19 protein-coding genes and 1 other RNA gene are annotated in these 16,346 nt (G+C 63.9%); 5 read left to right on the forward strand and 15 right to left on the reverse strand.

The window, feature by feature from the left end:
- Nucleotides 1-32 precede the first annotated feature (32 nt).
- Nucleotides 33-1,349, forward strand: coding sequence for an ATPase (locus tag AC1Y2B_RS15005; RefSeq protein WP_482253913.1), 1,317 nt, complete (start codon nt 33-35; stop codon nt 1,347-1,349).
- Here AC1Y2B_RS15005 and AC1Y2B_RS15010 read toward each other — a convergent pair whose 3' ends face one another.
- Nucleotides 1,350-1,901, reverse strand: coding sequence for a hypothetical protein (locus AC1Y2B_RS15010; RefSeq protein ID WP_482253914.1), 552 nt, complete (start codon nt 1,899-1,901; stop codon nt 1,350-1,352).
- Nucleotides 1,889-2,434, reverse strand: coding sequence for a 5-formyltetrahydrofolate cyclo-ligase (locus AC1Y2B_RS15015; RefSeq protein WP_482253915.1), 546 nt, complete (start codon nt 2,432-2,434; stop codon nt 1,889-1,891). Before AC1Y2B_RS15015 ends, AC1Y2B_RS15010 begins: the two co-directional genes overlap by 13 nt.
- Before the next feature lie 152 nt (nt 2,435-2,586).
- Between AC1Y2B_RS15015 and guaD the strand changes: the two genes are divergently transcribed.
- On the forward strand, nt 2,587-3,852 hold the full coding sequence (gene guaD / locus AC1Y2B_RS15020) for a guanine deaminase (RefSeq protein WP_482253916.1): 1,266 nt from the start codon (nt 2,587-2,589) through the stop codon (nt 3,850-3,852).
- A 255-nt stretch (nt 3,853-4,107) separates the two neighbouring features.
- Here guaD and AC1Y2B_RS15025 read toward each other — a convergent pair whose 3' ends face one another.
- The 5 genes from AC1Y2B_RS15025 to AC1Y2B_RS15045 form a co-directional block, all read right to left on the reverse strand.
- Nucleotides 4,108-4,431, reverse strand: a complete 324-nt coding sequence (locus AC1Y2B_RS15025; protein WP_482253917.1) for a ribonuclease E inhibitor RraB — start codon at nt 4,429-4,431, stop codon at nt 4,108-4,110.
- Between the two features lie 13 nt (nt 4,432-4,444).
- Nucleotides 4,445-5,779 (reverse strand): 8-oxoguanine deaminase, encoded by a 1,335-nt coding sequence (locus AC1Y2B_RS15030; RefSeq protein ID WP_482253918.1) that lies wholly within the window; start codon nt 5,777-5,779, stop codon nt 4,445-4,447.
- A 133-nt stretch (nt 5,780-5,912) separates the two neighbouring features.
- The gene (locus tag AC1Y2B_RS15035; RefSeq protein WP_482253919.1) at nt 5,913-6,713 is read right to left on the reverse strand and encodes an inositol monophosphatase family protein; all 801 of its coding nucleotides are present in this window, start codon (nt 6,711-6,713) and stop codon (nt 5,913-5,915) included.
- Nucleotides 6,714-6,792: 79 nt separating this feature from the next.
- Nucleotides 6,793-7,146 carry a helix-turn-helix domain-containing protein gene (locus AC1Y2B_RS15040; protein ID WP_482253920.1) on the reverse strand — a complete coding sequence of 118 codons (354 nt, stop codon included), beginning with the start codon at nt 7,144-7,146 and terminating at the stop codon, nt 6,793-6,795.
- Between the two features lie 420 nt (nt 7,147-7,566).
- Complete coding sequence (locus AC1Y2B_RS15045; protein ID WP_482253921.1) at nt 7,567-8,469, reverse strand: LysR family transcriptional regulator; 903 nt, start codon at nt 8,467-8,469, stop codon at nt 7,567-7,569.
- 77 nt (nt 8,470-8,546) lie between these two features.
- Between AC1Y2B_RS15045 and AC1Y2B_RS15050 the strand changes: the two genes are divergently transcribed.
- Nucleotides 8,547-8,816, forward strand: coding sequence for a DUF1127 domain-containing protein (locus AC1Y2B_RS15050; protein ID WP_482253922.1), 270 nt, complete (start codon nt 8,547-8,549; stop codon nt 8,814-8,816).
- Nucleotides 8,817-8,939: 123 nt separating this feature from the next.
- On the forward strand, nt 8,940-9,656 hold the full coding sequence (locus AC1Y2B_RS15055) for a Bax inhibitor-1/YccA family protein (protein WP_482253923.1): 717 nt from the start codon (nt 8,940-8,942) through the stop codon (nt 9,654-9,656).
- A 57-nt stretch (nt 9,657-9,713) separates the two neighbouring features.
- On the opposite strand, the gene AC1Y2B_RS15060 is transcribed toward AC1Y2B_RS15055, so the two are convergent.
- The 4 genes from AC1Y2B_RS15060 to rnpB all read right to left on the reverse strand — a co-directional run bounded on the left by AC1Y2B_RS15060 (nt 9,714) and on the right by rnpB (nt 12,170).
- Nucleotides 9,714-10,406 carry a VIT1/CCC1 transporter family protein gene (locus AC1Y2B_RS15060; RefSeq protein ID WP_482253947.1) on the reverse strand — a complete coding sequence of 231 codons (693 nt, stop codon included), beginning with the start codon at nt 10,404-10,406 and terminating at the stop codon, nt 9,714-9,716.
- A gap of 220 nt (nt 10,407-10,626) precedes the next feature.
- Nucleotides 10,627-10,794: a 50S ribosomal protein L33 gene (rpmG, locus tag AC1Y2B_RS15065; RefSeq protein ID WP_264492037.1), complete on the reverse strand. Its 168-nt coding sequence runs from the start codon at nt 10,792-10,794 to the stop codon at nt 10,627-10,629.
- Between the two features lie 111 nt (nt 10,795-10,905).
- Complete coding sequence (locus tag AC1Y2B_RS15070) at nt 10,906-11,655, reverse strand: class I SAM-dependent methyltransferase (RefSeq protein WP_482253924.1); 750 nt, start codon at nt 11,653-11,655, stop codon at nt 10,906-10,908.
- A gap of 85 nt (nt 11,656-11,740) precedes the next feature.
- Nucleotides 11,741-12,170, reverse strand: an RNA gene (rnpB, locus tag AC1Y2B_RS15075) — RNase P RNA component class A.
- 218 nt (nt 12,171-12,388) lie between these two features.
- Here rnpB and AC1Y2B_RS15080 point away from each other — a divergent pair.
- Nucleotides 12,389-12,871, forward strand: a complete 483-nt coding sequence (locus tag AC1Y2B_RS15080) for a DUF2938 domain-containing protein (RefSeq protein ID WP_482253925.1) — start codon at nt 12,389-12,391, stop codon at nt 12,869-12,871.
- A 48-nt stretch (nt 12,872-12,919) separates the two neighbouring features.
- Here the strand turns inward: AC1Y2B_RS15080 and AC1Y2B_RS15085 are convergent, their stop codons facing one another.
- Genes AC1Y2B_RS15085 through gatC form a run of 4 tightly spaced genes read right to left on the reverse strand, consistent with a single transcriptional unit; the run spans nt 12,920 to nt 16,208 of the window.
- On the reverse strand, nt 12,920-13,564 hold the full coding sequence (locus AC1Y2B_RS15085) for an N-acetylmuramoyl-L-alanine amidase (protein ID WP_482253926.1): 645 nt from the start codon (nt 13,562-13,564) through the stop codon (nt 12,920-12,922).
- Entirely contained in the window at nt 13,561-14,406 is an 846-nt protein-coding gene (locus tag AC1Y2B_RS15090; RefSeq protein WP_482253927.1) for a hypothetical protein, read from the reverse strand. Before AC1Y2B_RS15090 ends, AC1Y2B_RS15085 begins: the two co-directional genes overlap by 4 nt.
- Before the next feature lie 32 nt (nt 14,407-14,438).
- A complete protein-coding gene (gene gatA, locus AC1Y2B_RS15095; protein ID WP_482253928.1) occupies nt 14,439-15,920 on the reverse strand; it encodes an Asp-tRNA(Asn)/Glu-tRNA(Gln) amidotransferase subunit GatA in 1,482 nt (493 codons plus the stop codon).
- Nucleotides 15,921-16,208, reverse strand: coding sequence for an Asp-tRNA(Asn)/Glu-tRNA(Gln) amidotransferase subunit GatC (gene gatC, locus AC1Y2B_RS15100; protein ID WP_482253929.1), 288 nt, complete (start codon nt 16,206-16,208; stop codon nt 15,921-15,923). It abuts the gene before it with no gap.
- Between the last annotated feature and the right edge of the window lie 138 nt (nt 16,209-16,346).

Raw genomic sequence — 16,346 nt, forward strand, 5'->3', positions numbered from 1 at the left:
CCTGTCCCCTCAGGCGCAACGCGAGGCCTGACATGAACCTGCAAGTTTCTCCTCCCGGCGTGCTGCCCCCTGCCCCGCCCAAATCGCTGGTCGAAGTGGGACTTTCGCCCGTGATGATGCGGGACATCCTGCTGAAAACCATGTTCCGCATGAACCTTGACCTCGTCACGGTTCTGGCGCGGGTGATCTGCCTGCCCGTGCAACTGACACAGGAACTGGTCGATGGCGCGCGGTCCCAGCGCCTGCTCGAGGCGACGGGCACCCTGCACGCCACCTCGGGCAACGAGATGGGCTATCAACTGACCGAGGCCGGCAAGGCCCGCGCCCTCGACGCACTGAGCCAGTCGGAATATTACGGCGCGATGCCGGTGCCCCTCGCCGCTTACGGCGAACAGATGAAGCGCCAGTCGGTCCGCAACATGAAGCTGACCCGAACGGAACTGATGCAGGGCATGGGCCATCTGATCCTGCCGCCAGACCTGATCGACAACCTCGGCCCTGCCGTCACCTCGGGCCGCTCGATCCTGATGTACGGCCCGCCCGGCAACGGTAAATCCAGCATTTCCAACGGCATCCGCGCCGCCTTGGGCGACAAGATCTACATCCCGCGCGCCATCGAATACTCCGGTCAGGTCATCACCGTCTACGACCCGATCGTGCATTCCAAAGCCGAAGAGATGCTGGACGACCCCACCGCCCTGCGCCGCAGCGCCAACCGCTTTGACGGCCGCTATGTCTTTTGCGACCGCCCCTCGGTGGTGACCGGCGGCGAATTGACGCTCGACATGCTTGACCTCAAATACAACCCGGTCGCGCGCACCTATCAGGCCCCGTTGCAGCTGAAATCCTCCGGCGGCATCTTCATCGTCGACGACCTTGGCCGCCAATCCGAGCCGCCGCAGAAGCTGGTGAACCGCTGGATCGTGCCGCTGGAAGAAAACCGCGACATCCTGTCCCTGCAATCGGGCGAAAAGTTCACCGTGCCCTTCGACACGCTCGTGATCTTCTCGACCAACTTCCACCCCAACGCCATCTTCGACGGCGCGGCCCTGCGGCGGATCTTCTTCAAGATCAAGGTCGATGGACCGTCTCAGGACAACTTCCTGAAGATCTTCGCCATGGTCGCCCGCAAGAAGCGCATCCCCTTGGACGAGGGCACCCTGCTGCACCTCCTCAAGGTGAAATACCCGACCATCGACAACAACTTCGCCAACTATCAACCGGTCTTCCTGATCGACCAGATGATCTCGATTTGCGAGTTCGAGGGCATCCCCTACCAGATGACCCCCGACTTGGTCGACCGCGCCTGGAGCAACATGTTCGTGCGCGAGGAAACCATCGCGCGCTGATCACTCCAGCGCGACAACCTGATGGACCTGCCGCGTGCCATCGGCCGTGACCTCGACCCGCAGCGCAAAGCGCAGCGTGGTGGACAGCCACAGCGTCGCCTCCTCCAGCTGCTTGCCGTCCTGCGTGTCGACCCGGTGCACCACAACCACCGGATAGTCACAGCCCCCCAGATGCACGATATCGGACCGCAACACCGCCACATCGGTCTGAAAGAAGCTGCGCGTGGCGTGCTCCACCGTCATGTCGGCCTTGAAGCTTTGGTGAAACCCCGGCGCCAGGTCTGACAGTGCGGGCAACGGTGTCACCCAACTGTAACTGTAGGTCGCCGCATGACTGGTCGAGGTCATGACAAACAGCCCGTTGCGCGTGGTCACCACCGCCGTCGTGCCATCGGGCAGAACGCTGCTGTAGGTCAGATCCTCTGCCGTATGGCTCAGGATCTGTACCGTCCGCCCGCCGTCAAACTGCACCACTTTCGGCATCGGCGGCCCGAAACAGCCCGCCGCCGCAGGCCCGGCCAGCAGCACCAGAAGCAGGGTCAGGCGAACCATCTGACCTCGCGTTCGGTCACCACCGCATCCAGCCGCTGGTCAAACCCGTCAATCGGCACCTCGCCCACCTCTTGCGCGGCAAAGGCAAACCCCACCGCCAAGACCGGCCCCCGTGCCCGCAACCCGGCCAAGGTCCGGTCATAAAACCCGCCGCCATAGCCCAGACGGTAGCCCCGGGCGTCAAAGGCCAGCATCGGCACGATCACCACCTGCGGCTCCACCCAGGCCCCCTCCGCCGGGATCAGCGCGCCAAATTCCCCCGCCACCATCGCCACCCCCGGCCCCCATTCGCGAAACCGCAGTGGCGTGGCCGCGGCCAGGATCACCGGCACCCCCACCGGCCCCGGGTGCCGCGCCATCGCGGGCAAGGGATCAATCTCGGTCCGCATCGGCATATAGCCCGCCAATGGCTTGCCCGAATGCCCCGCCAGCAGATCGGCCAGCAGCTCCGCCGCCTGCCCCTGCCCCGCCGCAAATGCCGCCTTGCGCGCGCCAAACGCCGCCTTGCGCGCCAAAGCCTTGATATCGCTCATCGCACTGGCCTTCTCTTGCCCGGTCAGCCCAAAATCCCGGCCCGCCGCCTTTCTGCGACCTTAGCGAAAGCTGTTTCAGCAAAACAGGGGCGAAGCGAAATTTACCCCGGCCCGATAGTCCTTTAGGTTGAGAGCGGAAGAAGAGGTGACACATGGCCGATTTGCTCTTGGGACAGGTACTATCCTTCGCCGGCGATCCGTTCGAGGATGCCAGCGCCGCACAGCTGCACGAGGCTGTCCTGCTGGACGGCGGCCTGATCCGCGCCGTGGGCCCCGCCGCAGCCCTGCGCGCCGCCCACCCGCAGGCCAAAGTCACCGACTACGGCAGTTCCCTGATCTCGGCAGGCTTCATCGACGCCCATGTCCACTACGCCCAGACCGCCATCATCGCCTCCTGGGGCAAGCGCCTGATCGACTGGCTGAACCTTTACACCTTCCCCGAAGAGATGCGCTTTTCCGACGCGGCCTATGCCAAGGATGTCGCCAACCGCTACTTCGACCTGGCACTTGCCCACGGCACCACCTCGATGTGCTCCTACGGCACGATCCACCCCGCCTCCGTCGATGCGTTTTTCGAGGGCGCCAAGGCCCGCAACCTCCGCGCCTTCACCGGCAAGACCTGCATGGACCGCAACGCGCCCGAGGCCCTGCGCGACACCGCCCAATCCGCCTACGACGACAGCAAGGCCCTCCTGCAAAAGTGGCACGGCGTAGACCGCCTGTCCTACGTCATCACGCCCAGGTTCTCCCCCACCTCCACCCCCGAACAACTGGCGGCCCTCGGTGCCCTCTGGCGCGAATACCCCGACTGCCTGATGCAAACCCACCTTTCCGAACAGGTCGACGAGATTGCGTGGGTCAAGGACCTGTTCCCGCAATCGCGCGACTATCTTGACACCTACGAGGCCCAGGGCCTGCTCCGCGAAGGCGCAGTCTACGGCCACGCCATCCACCTGACCGAGCGCGAAAAGTCCCGCCTGATCGAGGCCGGGGCGTCACTGGTCCACTGCCCGACCTCCAACACCTTCATCGGCTCCGGCCTCTTCGACATGGGGCTCGCCCGCAGCCTCCGCGTCGGCCTTGCCACCGACACCGGCGGCGGCTCCTCCTTCTCGATGCTGCGCACCATGGCCGCGGCTTACGAGGTGGGGCAGTTGCGCGGCCAGGCCCTGCACCCGGCGCAACTGTGGTGGCTGGCCACCCAAGGCTCGGCCCGGGCGCTGCGGGCCGAGCATCAGATCGGCAACATCGCCCCGGGGCTGGAGGCCGATCTGGTCGTGATCCACCTCGCCTCGACCGCGGCCATCGAACAGGCCACCCGCAGGGCCGAGGATATCTGGCAGGCGGTTTTCCCCACGATCATGATGGGCGACGACCGGGCCGTGCAGGCGGTCTGGATCGCCGGGCGCGTCAGGTAGGGTGGGGTTATAACCCCACCCTACGGCGGGCCATCCGTCAGGCGTAACATCCCAACCTTATCAATACCTTGCTGGCCGATCTTCACGCAAACCGGCGCAAAGCCGCAGGCCAAGTCGCCCATCACGGTTAACGTCCCGCTGTCTTGCCGCGCGTAGAGACCAAAGGAAGACGCGGTCAAGACGCCAAAAAGACCTCCCGCTTCGCCCAAAATCTCCAGATGAATGCAGCGTCCTCAAGCCCTTGGGCGCGAAAGCTCAGTCGTCCAACCCCAGATCCCAGCCGTCGGGATAGAAGTCATAAGCCAGCGCCACTTCGGTCGCGACCCGCTCATGCGTCCAGATCGCCTCGGCGGTTACCGGGATCGGACCGACCTTTGCCACCACCAGATCGTCATCGCGCGAACAGCGGAAGCCCTTGGCGCTCAACGCTTTCATCACGGCGCCATAGTTGGCGTCATGCTCTTCGGGATAGAACAGGAAATCAACCTCGGCCCGTTCGGGCAGCTTCTTCATGCCCTTCGGCATATCCCGGAAGGTGTTGAAGGTCTCACGGCGTTGGGCGTCGAAATTATGGCTCATGGGCAGGTACCTATCACGACATCAGCCGACGGGCCAGATGGTTTTGCCGCTCCACCACCTTGGGCAAGTCAATCGTCACCATCTGCCCCCCGCTAACCACTTGACGCCCCTCGACAAACAGATCGCGCACCCGCGTTGGCCCGGCCAAAAGCAGCGCCGCCGGGTCCCAGGATCCCGCGCTTTCAACCCCCGAAACATCCCAAATCGCCACATCCGCCCGCTTGCCAGCCGCCAGCGCCCCGCAGTCCGACCGCCCCAGAACCCGGGCGCCGCCCAGCGTCGCGATCTCCAAAGCCTCCCGCGCGCTCATCGCATCCGCCCCCAAAGCCACCCGCTGCAGCAGCATCGCCATCCGCGCCTCACCCACCAGATTGCCTGCATCATTGCTGGCCGAGCCATCAACCCCCAGCCCCACCTTCACCCCGGCATCCCGCATGGCCCGCACCGGCGCAATCCCCGACCCCAGCCGGCAATTCGAACACGGACAATGCGCCACCCCCGTCAAGCTTCTGGCAAACAAAGCGATTTCGGAAGCATCCAGCTTCACGCAATGCGCATGCCAGACATCGTCCCCCGTCCAGCCCAGATCCTCGGCATATTGCCCCGGACGGCAGCCGAACTTCGCCAGTGAATAGGCAATATCCTCATCGTTTTCAGCAAGATGGGTGTGCAGCATCACGCCCTTGTCCCGCGCCAAAACAGCCGCGTCCCGCATCAGATCCCGACTGACCGAGAAGGGGGAGCAGGGCGCCAACCCCACCCGCACCATCGCGCCGTCACGCGCGTCATGATGCGCATCCACGACCCGGATCATATCTTCCAGTATCGTCGCCTCAGCCTCCACCAAACTGTCTGGCGGCAAGCCCCCGGCGCTTTCGCCAATGCTCATAGCCCCCCGCGTCGGATGGAACCGCAGCCCAACCTCCGCCGCTGCCGCGATGGTATCATCCAGCCGAGAACCGTTTGGAAACAAATACAAATGGTCCGAGGTGAGCGTGCAGCCCGACAGCGCAAGCTCCGCCAGCCCCACCTGAGCCGACACAAACATCTCCTCCGGCCCGAACTTCGCCCAGATCGGATACAGCGTCTTCAGCCAGCCAAACAGCAGCGCATCCTGCCCGCCCGGCACGGCGCGCGTCAGGGTCTGGTACAGATGATGATGGGTGTTCACCAGACCCGGCGTCACCACGCAGCCGGTGGCCTCCACCACCCGGCCAGAGGACGCAAGCCCTTGCCCCACCTCGACAATCACACCATCGCGCAGTCGCAGATCGGCGCCGGACAGTTCGCGCCGGGTGGCATCCATCGTCAGGATGCTGTCGGCATTTCGAATCAGGATTTCAGACATGCGGACCCTTCCACCCCCTTCGGTGACGGGTCCACAGCGCGACAGAAGGGGAGAAGGACTCGCGCAGCAGGATCAAGATGCCAAGACAGGTCCAGCCGATCAAGCACGGATTGCCAGAAACTGCTTAAGCTTTTCAGGAGTTGAGCAGCGCCAAGGCTTCGGCATGGATCGCGGCGTTGGCGGCGGCCAGCACGCGCCCGCCATTGTGACAGGGCCTGCCCTGCCAGTCGGTGACGATGCCGCCTGCCGCCTCGATCACGGCGATGGGGCCCTGCACGTCATAGGCCAGCAAACCCGCCTCGATCACCAGGTCGATCTGACCCGCTGCAATCAGCGCATAGGCATAGCAATCGCAGCCATAGCGCGTCAGCCGCGCCTGCGCTTTCACCCGGTTGAAGGCAGCCCCGTCCTCGGGCGTGCCCACTTCGGGGAAGGTCGTGAACAAAATGGCCTCTGACAAGGGCCGCGGAGCCCGCGTTTTCAAGGCCTTGCGTCCCATCGGGCCATTCACCTCTGCCCGGCCCAGCCCACCCGAAAAGCGCTCGCCAATATAGGGTTGGTCGATCAATCCATAGATCGGGCCGGTTTCATCGGACACGGCGATCAGCACCCCCCACGTCGGCGTGCCGGACAGATAGCTGCGGGTGCCGTCGATCGGGTCCAGCACCCAAGTCAGGCCAGAGGTGCCGGCCGTCGTACCAAACTCTTCGCCCAGGATGCCGTCCTGCGGGCGGCGTCGCGCCAGAATCTCGCGCATTTTCTGTTCAGACAGGCGGTCCGCAACCGTGACCGGATCGAAGCGGTCCGCCTCTTTGTTGTCGGCCCAAAGCCCCTCGGCCCGGAAGTGCAACAAGGTGGCCAACCGCGCCGCATCGGCCAGTTCGTCCGCCACATTCATCAATTCTTCCGCAAGATCCGCGACGATCCGAGCCATGACATCCTCCTGCATCACGTCCTCGCGCTACAGTCGGAACCGACCCGGGTCAAGCGGCCCCGGGTCAATCTGCGTTCTGTCAGGCGGCTTCCGACAACACCCGTGCCAGATCGAACAGGCGGCGGCGCTGCGCTTCGGGGATGGCGTAGTACGACCGCACCAGTTCGGCCGCTTCCTTGTCGCCCATCATGTCGCTCGACATCGGCTGTTCACTGCCCGCCAGACCTTCGAAGAAGAAGCTGATCGCAACACCCAGCGTTTCGGCAATATCCCAAAGACGCGAGGCAGAGACCCGGTTCATCCCGGTTTCGTATTTCTGGACCTGCTGGAACTTGATCCCGACCTTTTCGGCCAGTTGTTGCTGGGTCATCCCCACCATCCAGCGCCGATGCCGGATCCGCTTGCCGACATGTGCATCAACCGGGTGCTTCATTACTCTCTCCTGACACGTTGTACCAACCCCACCATCCTAGAAGCAAGAACCGTGCCAAGTTGCCATGTCATCGAAAATAAATTCCGTCCCGCGGCTGCAGACCAAAGAACCTGTCTTTTTGGACAGGACCAATTATACAGACGAACAAGAATTCAACGCCAACATGTCTAAATCGCCGGGAGGGTTTATCCACAGCGCAGAACTCTCCCTAAGCGGGTTTTGCAAAATGCTTTGCAAAATGCATAGATTTGCCCTGATATACGTTGCAAAATGCGAATACTGAGGTTCATATGCCGCATAACGCCACAGCACCCCGCATTTTGACGCGATTTTAACGCTGGATTGACGCTCCACCACCCGAAATGGTTCGGCAAGACCGCCAAACCCTGTACAACCTGCGCTTGCAACCTGCTCTGCGCGTCAAGCCTGCATCACTGCATCGGCGCGATCCGCCGCAGCCCCCCGCCCCGGCTTTGCGGCATAGGCCAATCGGATCAGGTGCGCCAAGGCGTCGATCGCCGGGCTGCGCACGGCACTCGCGGCGTAGAGGTTGATCTTCATCCGGGCCAGATCCGGCAAGGCGCCGCCATGGTTGATCCGCTCGACATGGCGCGGCTCGGACCCTTCCAGAACGGTGTGCACGGCCAGATCGGCGCTGACCGTCGCCTCGACCGTGCGGGTGTTGTCGCTGTCGACCGCCAGCACCCAAGGCACGCCCGCCGCATCCAGCCGCTCTTGCACGCCCTGCCGGAAGATGCAGCGCTGCTCATAGGCCAGGGGCAAGGGCCTTTGCCGCCAGGCCTGCCCGCCCGGGGCACCGACCCAGATCAACGGCAGCTCGGTCAGCGTCTCGCCGCCGGGATCGACCGAATCTTCGGTGGTGACGATCAGATTGCATTCGCCGCGCCCGAACTGCTCTTTCAGGATCCGGGTAAACGACGACAAGAGCCGCACCTTGACCTTGGGGAAATCCGCCGCGAACCGTTGCAGCACCTGTGGGATCGCCGGATAGACGATGTCATGCGGAACGCCAAGGGTCAGCTCCCCTTCAAACTGGGCGCGCGACAGCAGGCCATAGATCTCGTCATTCAGCGCCAGCATCCGCCGGGCATAGCTGAGCATATGTTCCCCCGCCGCTGTCGGCTGCACCTTGCGCGCCGACCGGTCAAGAAGTTCGACCCCAAGGCTGTCCTCCAACCGCCGGATCTGCATCGAGACGGCCGACTGCGTCAGGTTCAGGAACCCCGCCGCCCGCGTGACACCCCCGGCATCCGCAATGGCCACCAGCGACCGCAGCGCTGTCAGGTCAAGATTTCGCGCCATATCACAATCCCTGATGGGTAAGGTCACAATCATTCATTTCCGTGTTGTGCCAGACCGTGCGAAAAGGATCAAGTCGGATGATGCCCGACCCAAATCCATCACATTTCCTGATGAAAGCTCTTGCCATGTTCCAGTCCGCCGCGCTGCGTCGCCCCGCCATAGCCCATCCTTTTCGCCGCTTTGCGGCTGCCCTTGCGCGGGCGCTGCACCTGAGGCAAACCCGCCAGCACCTTGGCCGGCTGGAACCGCACCTGCTGCGCGACATCGGCCTTAGCCCCGATCAGGCCAGGGACGAGGCCACCCGCCCGCTTTGGGACGCACCAAACGGGTGGCTGCAGCGCGAATAAGGCCACAACCGTGTGACATTGCGCAGGCACCGGGATGTAATCCTTGAACTGCGCCCCATCAATGCCGATATTAGCTGCAAGAGGCCGGGTCGCAACCCGGCCCGTCAGACAACGGAGGCTTGAATGGCTGACTTTCAGACGCGGACGTACGGTGCGAGTGCCGGGCTTGCCATTGATGCGGGCCTGCGCGCCTATATGAACAAGATCTACGGGCTGATGTCCGTGGCAATGCTGGTGACCGGCGGTGTGGCATGGTCGGTCGGGACCACCGACATGGTCTACACCATCATGGGCTCGCCGCTGAAATGGGTGGTGATGATCGCCATCTTCGCGATGTCCGTGGCGATTCCCGCGATGGTCAACCGCATGTCGGTGGCGGCGGCGCAACTGGCGTTTTACGTCTATGCCGCCCTTTTTGGCGTCTTCATGTCGGTGATCTTTGTCGCCTACACCAAGACCTCGATCGCCGAGACCTTCCTTGTGACGGCGATCGCCTTCGCAGGCCTGTCGATCTACGGCTACACCACCAAGCGCGACCTGACGCCGATCGGTTCTTTTGCGCTGATGAGCGTGTGGGGCCTGATCGTGGCGGGCATCGTCAACATGTTCATGCAATCCTCGGCGCTGAACTTCGCCATCTCGGCCTTTGGCGTGATCATCTTCTCGGGCCTGACGGCATGGGACACGCAGAAGCTGAAGTCCGACTATCTGGCCCACGCGCGGGCGGGGGACGAAGAGTGGATTGGCAAGTCGGCGGTCCTTGGCGCGTTGAACCTGTACCTCGATTTCATCAACATGTTCATCTACCTGCTCCGCTTCATGGGCAACAACCGCAACTGACGGCGGGCAGATCGACTGACAAAGGGCCGGAGGAAACTCCGGCCCTTTTGCTTGGCGTCAGACAACCGCGCCGAACAGCTTGCCCACGCCATAGGTCACCGCCAGCGCCACCGCGCCCCAGAACGTCACGCGCACCACGGGCCGCAGCGCAGGCGCCCCACCGGCGTGCGCCCCCACGGCCCCCAGCACGGCCAGAAACAGCAAGGATGACACGGTGACCCACAGGCTGAGGTAAGCCTCTGGCACCAGGGCTGCCGTGGCCATCGGCATGGCCGCCCCGACCGTGAAGCTTGCCGCCGAAGCCACCGCCGCCGTCAGCGGTTTGGCTTCGGTACTGGGCGAAAACCCCAACTCGTCGTGGACATGCGCCGCCAGCGCGTCCTTGGCATGCAAGGCCGTCGCCACTTGCAACGCAAGGGCAGGCTCAAGCCCGCGCCTTTCATAGATGCCGGCCAAGGCCCGCAATTCTTCCTCGGGGTCGGCCGCAATTTCCGCCCGCTCGCGCTCTATGTCGGCCTTTTCGGTATCGGCCTGACTGGAGACCGACACATACTCGCCCGCCGCCATCGACAAGGCCCCCGCCGCCAGCCCGGCCATGCCCGCCAGAAGCACGCTGGCCCGGTTCGATGCCGCCGCCACCCCGACGATCAACGACGCGGTGGAGACAATGCCATCATTGGCCCCCAGCACCGCCGCCCGCAGCCAGCCGATGCGCGAGGAGAAATGCCGTTCCTGATGTAAGTCTTCCATCCGCCGCTCCTGACTTGCGTTGTACCACATGGCCGCGCCGGGGCGACGCGAATCCATAGCGGCCACCGGCCCCCGCGGCCCTAACCGGCGTTATCCGAACCTGCGGTCCCGCCGCCCCCATCCTGACCTGACCTTCAAGGCCGTCGCAAGACGACGGGTGGGCGCAAATGAAAAAGCCGCGCTTGGGGCGCGGCCTTTCAATCGTGCAAGATGGCAGATCTTACTTGATCTTGCCTTCTTTGTATTCGACATGTTCCCGCTTGACGGGGTCATATTTGTTGACCGTCATCTTTTCGGTCATGGTGCGGGCATTCTTCTTCGTCACGTAGAAGTGCCCGGTGCCAGCCGTCGAGTTCAGACGGATCTTGATCGTCGCCGGTTTGGCCATAGTCGTCTCTCCTGCATCGGGGCAGCCCTGCCGCCCCGTCTAATCCTTGAGGCTCGCCTTTTACCCATGCGGGCGGCAGAGTCAACGGCATTCGGCGTGAAATCCCTGCTTTCAGCTGCGTTGGAACACGATCACCGTCGAAGGGTATTCTTCATCGGCGGTCCGGTCCAGAACGGCCGTCACTTTGCCCAGTTCCCCACAGCTTTCGGTCAGAATCCGGATCACCGCCTCGCGGGTGGCACCGAAGGGGTCCAGCACATTCGAGGACTTCGGCAAGTGCCCCTTGGTGTGGTCGATCAGAATCCAGCCGCCCGGCTTGAGGCATCTGGCCCAGGCGAGGAAGGCCTTTCCCGGGTCATAGGCGTGGTCCCACGAATTGGAGTAGACGAAATCCGCCTTGCCGGCCCATTCGGGATTGGCGTCGTGGAAGTCCCACTGGACGGTGTTCTCGAACTCTTTGGCGGTTTCGGAAATGTCGGTGCCGATCACATTGGCTTTGGGCAGCTTCCGGCGGAACCACGCCTGCTCGCGGCCATGCCGCACGCCGTGGCACAAGCCGAAATCGATCAATGCCCCGCCCGCCGCAGCCCGCGCTTCCGTCAGCCAGCCCGCCAGAAAGAAGATGTGGCCCTTCTTGACGAACTGTTCCCTGAGCTTGGACTTGTTGCCCTCTTCCTGCACCTTCCGGTAGGTCTCGTAATCGTCATAGAGGTGCTGGACGAAGCCCTCGCCTTCCTTGACCGTGGTCCTGGCCATCTCGGCCCCTTGGGCGACCGCGCGCTTGAACATGTCCCGCTTGGCGGCTTTTCTGAGCGCCTTGGCATCGGCCGCGGCATCGGGATCGTTCGGTTCGTCGGCCATCGGGCTCTCCTCACGCGGCGTCTGGTTCGCAGATTAGAGAAAAACCCCAAACAAGGCACGGGATTGGGGAAATCATGTCAACAAATTGCGCGGATGGCCTGTAAGCCGGATTCTGTCCAAGGCTTGCGCCTCTGGATGACCATTCCTCTGCCGCACCTGTTACCAGGGCGGTCAAGCTGCCAACCCGGGCCTCTGGGCTGAAGTGTCCCCGCGGAGGTCTCCGGCACCCCGTTGCCAAGGTGTGGATCCGGACCTTTCCGCGCAAGGCCCCTATTCGGCATTGCTCCGGGTGGGGCTTGCCATACCGTCCCGGTTGCCCGGTCCGTGGTGGGCTCTTACCCCACCGTTTCACCATCACCTTGGCTTCATGCCGCGCCGAAACCCGGCACCAAGGCAGACTCTTCTCTGTGGCGCTTTCCCTGGGGTTGCCCCCGCCGGGCGTTACCCGGCACCCTTACTTCATGGAGTCCGGACTTTCCTCGGGGCTTGCGCCCCGCGATCATCCAGCCATCCGCGCGAGGGGTGGAATAGGCGCAAGCGGGGCAGAGGTCAATGGGGCAGGGATTGCACGCGTGCAATCTGTGAAAAATGCATTCTAAACAATGGCTTGCACTCTTTTGTTAACCTTTTGTCAGGATCTTGACCGGGGCATGGCCAGATTGCCCAAGGCCCCGGTTGCCTTTGGCAAGCGGGGCCTCCACTCTGCCCCGGCGAACAGGAGAGGGAGAATCCGGTGGAGTTCATCACAAGCAGTCTGGTCATCGGCATCGGAGCCACGGCCTTGTTCGACCTGTGGGGTCTGGCGCTGAATCTGGCCTTCGGCCTGCCGGCCCCGGCGTGGGGCATGGGCGGACGCTGGTTTGCCCATGTCGCCCGGGGTCATGTCTGGCACGACGACATCGGCCGCACCGCCCCGGTGGCGGGAGAGGCGGCGATTGGCTGGGTCGGGCATTATCTGGTGGGCATCGTCTATGCCGCAGCCCTGCTGCTGATCTGGGGACCCGGCTGGGCTGTGACGCCGACCTTGGCCCCGGCGCTGATCGTTGGGGTTGTGACCATCAGCGCAGGCTGGTTCCTGATGAGCCCCGGGATGGGCGGCGGCATCGCGGCCAGCCGGGCGCAACAGCCGTGGAAAGCCCGCGGCCTTGGCCTTCTGGCCCATGTGGTCTTTGGACTGGGGCTTTACCTGTCAGCCCTCGCCCTCCCCCACTTGTGAGGTTTCGGCAAGACACGCGGGATCTTTCGCTGAAGAGCCGGGGGGGGGTCAGGCCGGGAAGCGTGCGGCCAGGTCGGCTGCCAGCGCGGCGTCGACCTCATCGACCGGCCCCTTGGCCCAGGGGCGAAAGCGCAGGCGGAAGGCGCGCAGCAGCGCCTGCGGATCGGTATCGGGATAGCCGAACCGACGCGCCTGCAGCGCGAATTCCGACGCCGCCCCCGGCCCTTTTGCCACCGGCCAGACAGACAGCCCCGACAAGGCCAGCCGCCGCCAGTCAAAATGCGGCCCGGGGTCGGTCTTGCGGGTCGGCGCCATGTCAGAATGCGCGATCACGCCAGAGGGCGGTATGCTCCAGCGTTTCATGATCGCGGCCAGCAGGGTTTCAAGCGCCGCCATCTGCGGTTCGGGGAAGGGCATGTGACCGGGGTTCTGCACCTCGATCCCGATTGAGGAGGAGTTGACATCCGTCACCGCCCCCCAGGACCCTGCCCCAGCATGCCAGGCGCGGCGGTTTTCATCCACCAAGGGCTCGGCCCGGCCATCGGTGTCAAGCAGCCAATGCGCCGACACCTCATGCACCGGGTCACACAGCCGGTCCCGCGCCTCGGCGCAGGTGGGCATCCCGGTGTAATGCAGCACGATCAGATGGGGCTTCACCCCACCGCGCCGTTCGCCATGGTTGGGCGAGGTCACTTCTTTGCGTTGCGGAAGGGACGCGGGTCCCAGGAGCAGGCAAAGCCGTCGCCATCGGGATCCAGCGCCTTGCGGTCGCGCTGCGGACCGCCGGCAGCAAGGAAGGCCTGCTGGGCAAGGTCGGGCGAAGCGAACTTGGCGCAGGCTTTCTCGGGGCTGGTGAAATAGAACGGCGGGCGGCTGTAGAGCTTGACCCCCGGCGGGTTGGTGGTGGCCAAGGCAAAAGCCGCGATGTTCGGGCCCTCGTCCCCCGGACGGACCGGCAGGGCACCGGGTTGCACCACGACATATTGCTGCCGGTTGCAGGCAATGCGTTCCTTGTCCGAGGCGATGGTCTCACGCCCCTTGACGGCGTTGAAGTCCTGCTCGTCCGACACGCCGCCCTGGGCGTAGTTCATTTCCGAGGTGGTTTCCTTGATGCCAGCAAAGGCATTGCCGCGCCCGGCGCAAGCGGTCGAATCAATCGGCGGCAGCGCCGAGGGCGAGGTGGCGACACCTTGCGCCCCGGTCGCGGTCTGGGTGCCAGCGGCGATTTGCGTGCCCGTGGCGGCAATCTGGCCGGTCGGGTCAAGCGGAGCGGTTCCGGCATCGCCCGTGGTGGCAGCGCCGCTGGCGGCCGCAATGGCCGCCGCTGCGGCATCAGTGGAAAATCCGGCTGTGGTGTCCCCGGCGGGCGGGGTCATCGTGTCAGCCGGCTGCGCCGCAGGCTGCGCGCCTGAATTGCGGATATAGGAATTGTAATCCTGAAAGCCTGCGCCCGTGGGATTGGACTCCGGCACCTGCGTCCCGCAGGCCGCAAGCCCCACCGCAAGCATCATCACCACCATGGGTGTACGCATCATTTTCGCCTCAACAAGACTGCTTTTCAGCGCGCTTACCACCATTTTGCCGGCTTGGCCACAAAGCCCGCCGCACGCTCCAATACATAAGCGTGATTGAGCAGGCCCGCCTCGTCCCACGGCCGGCCGATCAGTTGCAGGCCAAGGGGCAGCCCCTTGGAGTCCAGTCCGACCGGAACCGACACGCCGGGCAGGCCTGCAAGGTTGACAGTGACGGTGAAGACGTCGTTGAGGTACATCTCGACCGGGTCGGCACTGGCCATTTCACCCAAGCCAAAGGCCGAAGAGGGCGTGGCGGGGGTCAGGATCGCGTCAATGCCCGCCTCGAACGCCAGCTCGAAGTCGCGCTTGATCAGGGCGCGGACCTTGCGAGCGCGGTTGTAATAGGCGTCGTAGAAGCCCGCCGACAGCACATAGGTGCCGACCATGATCCGGCGTTGCACTTCGGGGCCAAAGCCCTCGGCCCGGGTCTTTTCGTACATCTCGGTGATGCCATCGCCAGCGGCCAACTTGGCGCGGTGGCCATAGCGGACGCCATCATAGCGGGCGAGGTTGGACGAAGCTTCGGCAGGCGCAATCACGTAGTAAGCGGGCAGCGCGTATTTGGTGTGCGGCAGCGAGATGTCGACAATCTCGGCCCCGGCGTCCTTCATCATGGCAATGCCGGATTGCCAAAGCGCCTCGATTTCCGCAGGCATGCCGTCCATCCGGTATTCCTTGGGAATGCCGATCTTCTTGCCCCGGATGTCGCCGGTCAGCGCCGCTTCGAAATCCGGCACCTCAAGGTTGGCCGAGGTGGAATCCTTCGGGTCATGCCCCGACATTGCCGACAGGAAGATCGCCGCATCGCGGACGGATTTCGTCATCGGGCCGGCTTGGTCCAGCGAGGAGGCAAAGGCCACGATGCCCCAGCGCGACACGCGGCCATAGGTCGGCTTGATGCCGGTGATGCCGGTGAAGGCGGCCGGCTGGCGGATCGAGCCACCGGTATCGGTGCCGGTCGCACCAAGGCAAAGGTCAGCGGCCACCGCAGCCGCCGAACCACCCGACGATCCGCCCGGAGTCAGCTTGCGGTCGTCGATCTTCCAGGGGTTGACCACGTCGCCGTAAGCCGAGGTTTCATTCGACGACCCCATGGCGAATTCGTCCATGTTCAGCTTGCCCAGCATCACGGCACCAGCATCAAACAGCTTGGTGGTGACGGTGGATTCGTATTCCGGCTTGAAGCCCTTCAGGATGTTGGAGGCCGCCTGCGAGGGCACGCCCTTGGTGCAGAACAGGTCCTTGATGCCCAAAGGAATGCCGCACAGGTCGGGCGCATAGCCCGACTTCAGACGTGCATCGGCGGCGCGGGCCTGATCCAGCGCGATATCGGGGGTCTTGTGGACAAAGGCGTTCAGCGTGTCCCCGGCGTCGATGGCCGTCAGGCAGGCCATGGTCAGGTCAACGGCCGAGAGTTCTCCGCTGCGCAAGGCGTCGCGGGCGGCGGCGATGGTCAGTTCGTTCGGGTTCGTCATTTATTCCACCACCTTGGGCACCGCAAAGAAGCCTTCCCGCGCATCCGGGGCATTCTTGAGGACCTGCGCCTGAATATTGCCATCCGTCACCACGTCAATCCGCCGCGCCAGACGCATCGGGGTGACCGAAACCATCGGCTCGATCCCGTCGACATTGACCTCGTTCAACTGCTCCATGAAGCCCAGAATGCCGGACAGCTGGTCAGCCAGCTTGGGCAGATCGGCCTCTTCGACCCGGATCCGGGCGAGTTTGGCCACCTTGCGCGCGGTCGCGATGTCAATCGACATGGGGCGGTTTCCTTGGATGGGACGGGAGTTCTCCCGGATTGCGGCTTTCCCTTTAGCCGTGCATCGGTCAACCCGCAAGACAGTCGACAGACCAAAGGCCCTTGCACTTGGCCCGAGTTCACGCTTGCCTTGCGCAAA

Source organism: Stagnihabitans sp. (assembly GCF_964946895.1).

Bases quoted from the DNA above. Each gene is read 5' to 3' on its own strand.
- AC1Y2B_RS15005 (WP_482253913.1), top strand. From the start codon at position 33: ATGAACCTGCAAGTTTCTCCTCCCGGCGTGCTGCCCCCTGCCCCGCCC.
- AC1Y2B_RS15010 (WP_482253914.1), bottom strand. From the start codon at position 1,901: ATGGTTCGCCTGACCCTGCTTCTGGTGCTGCTGGCCGGGCCTGCGGCG.
- AC1Y2B_RS15015 (WP_482253915.1), bottom strand. From the start codon at position 2,434: ATGAGCGATATCAAGGCTTTGGCGCGCAAGGCGGCGTTTGGCGCGCGC.
- guaD (WP_482253916.1), top strand. From the start codon at position 2,587: ATGGCCGATTTGCTCTTGGGACAGGTACTATCCTTCGCCGGCGATCCG.
- AC1Y2B_RS15025 (WP_482253917.1), bottom strand. From the start codon at position 4,431: ATGAGCCATAATTTCGACGCCCAACGCCGTGAGACCTTCAACACCTTC.
- AC1Y2B_RS15030 (WP_482253918.1), bottom strand. From the start codon at position 5,779: ATGTCTGAAATCCTGATTCGAAATGCCGACAGCATCCTGACGATGGAT.
- AC1Y2B_RS15035 (WP_482253919.1), bottom strand. From the start codon at position 6,713: ATGGCTCGGATCGTCGCGGATCTTGCGGAAGAATTGATGAATGTGGCG.
- AC1Y2B_RS15040 (WP_482253920.1), bottom strand. From the start codon at position 7,146: ATGAAGCACCCGGTTGATGCACATGTCGGCAAGCGGATCCGGCATCGG.
- AC1Y2B_RS15045 (WP_482253921.1), bottom strand. From the start codon at position 8,469: ATGGCGCGAAATCTTGACCTGACAGCGCTGCGGTCGCTGGTGGCCATT.
- AC1Y2B_RS15050 (WP_482253922.1), top strand. From the start codon at position 8,547: ATGATGCCCGACCCAAATCCATCACATTTCCTGATGAAAGCTCTTGCC.
- AC1Y2B_RS15055 (WP_482253923.1), top strand. From the start codon at position 8,940: ATGGCTGACTTTCAGACGCGGACGTACGGTGCGAGTGCCGGGCTTGCC.
- AC1Y2B_RS15060 (WP_482253947.1), bottom strand. From the start codon at position 10,406: ATGGAAGACTTACATCAGGAACGGCATTTCTCCTCGCGCATCGGCTGG.
- rpmG (WP_264492037.1), bottom strand. From the start codon at position 10,794: ATGGCCAAACCGGCGACGATCAAGATCCGTCTGAACTCGACGGCTGGC.
- AC1Y2B_RS15070 (WP_482253924.1), bottom strand. From the start codon at position 11,655: ATGGCCGACGAACCGAACGATCCCGATGCCGCGGCCGATGCCAAGGCG.
- AC1Y2B_RS15090 (WP_482253927.1), bottom strand. From the start codon at position 14,406: ATGATGCGTACACCCATGGTGGTGATGATGCTTGCGGTGGGGCTTGCG.
- gatA (WP_482253928.1), bottom strand. From the start codon at position 15,920: ATGACGAACCCGAACGAACTGACCATCGCCGCCGCCCGCGACGCCTTG.
- gatC (WP_482253929.1), bottom strand. From the start codon at position 16,208: ATGTCGATTGACATCGCGACCGCGCGCAAGGTGGCCAAACTCGCCCGG.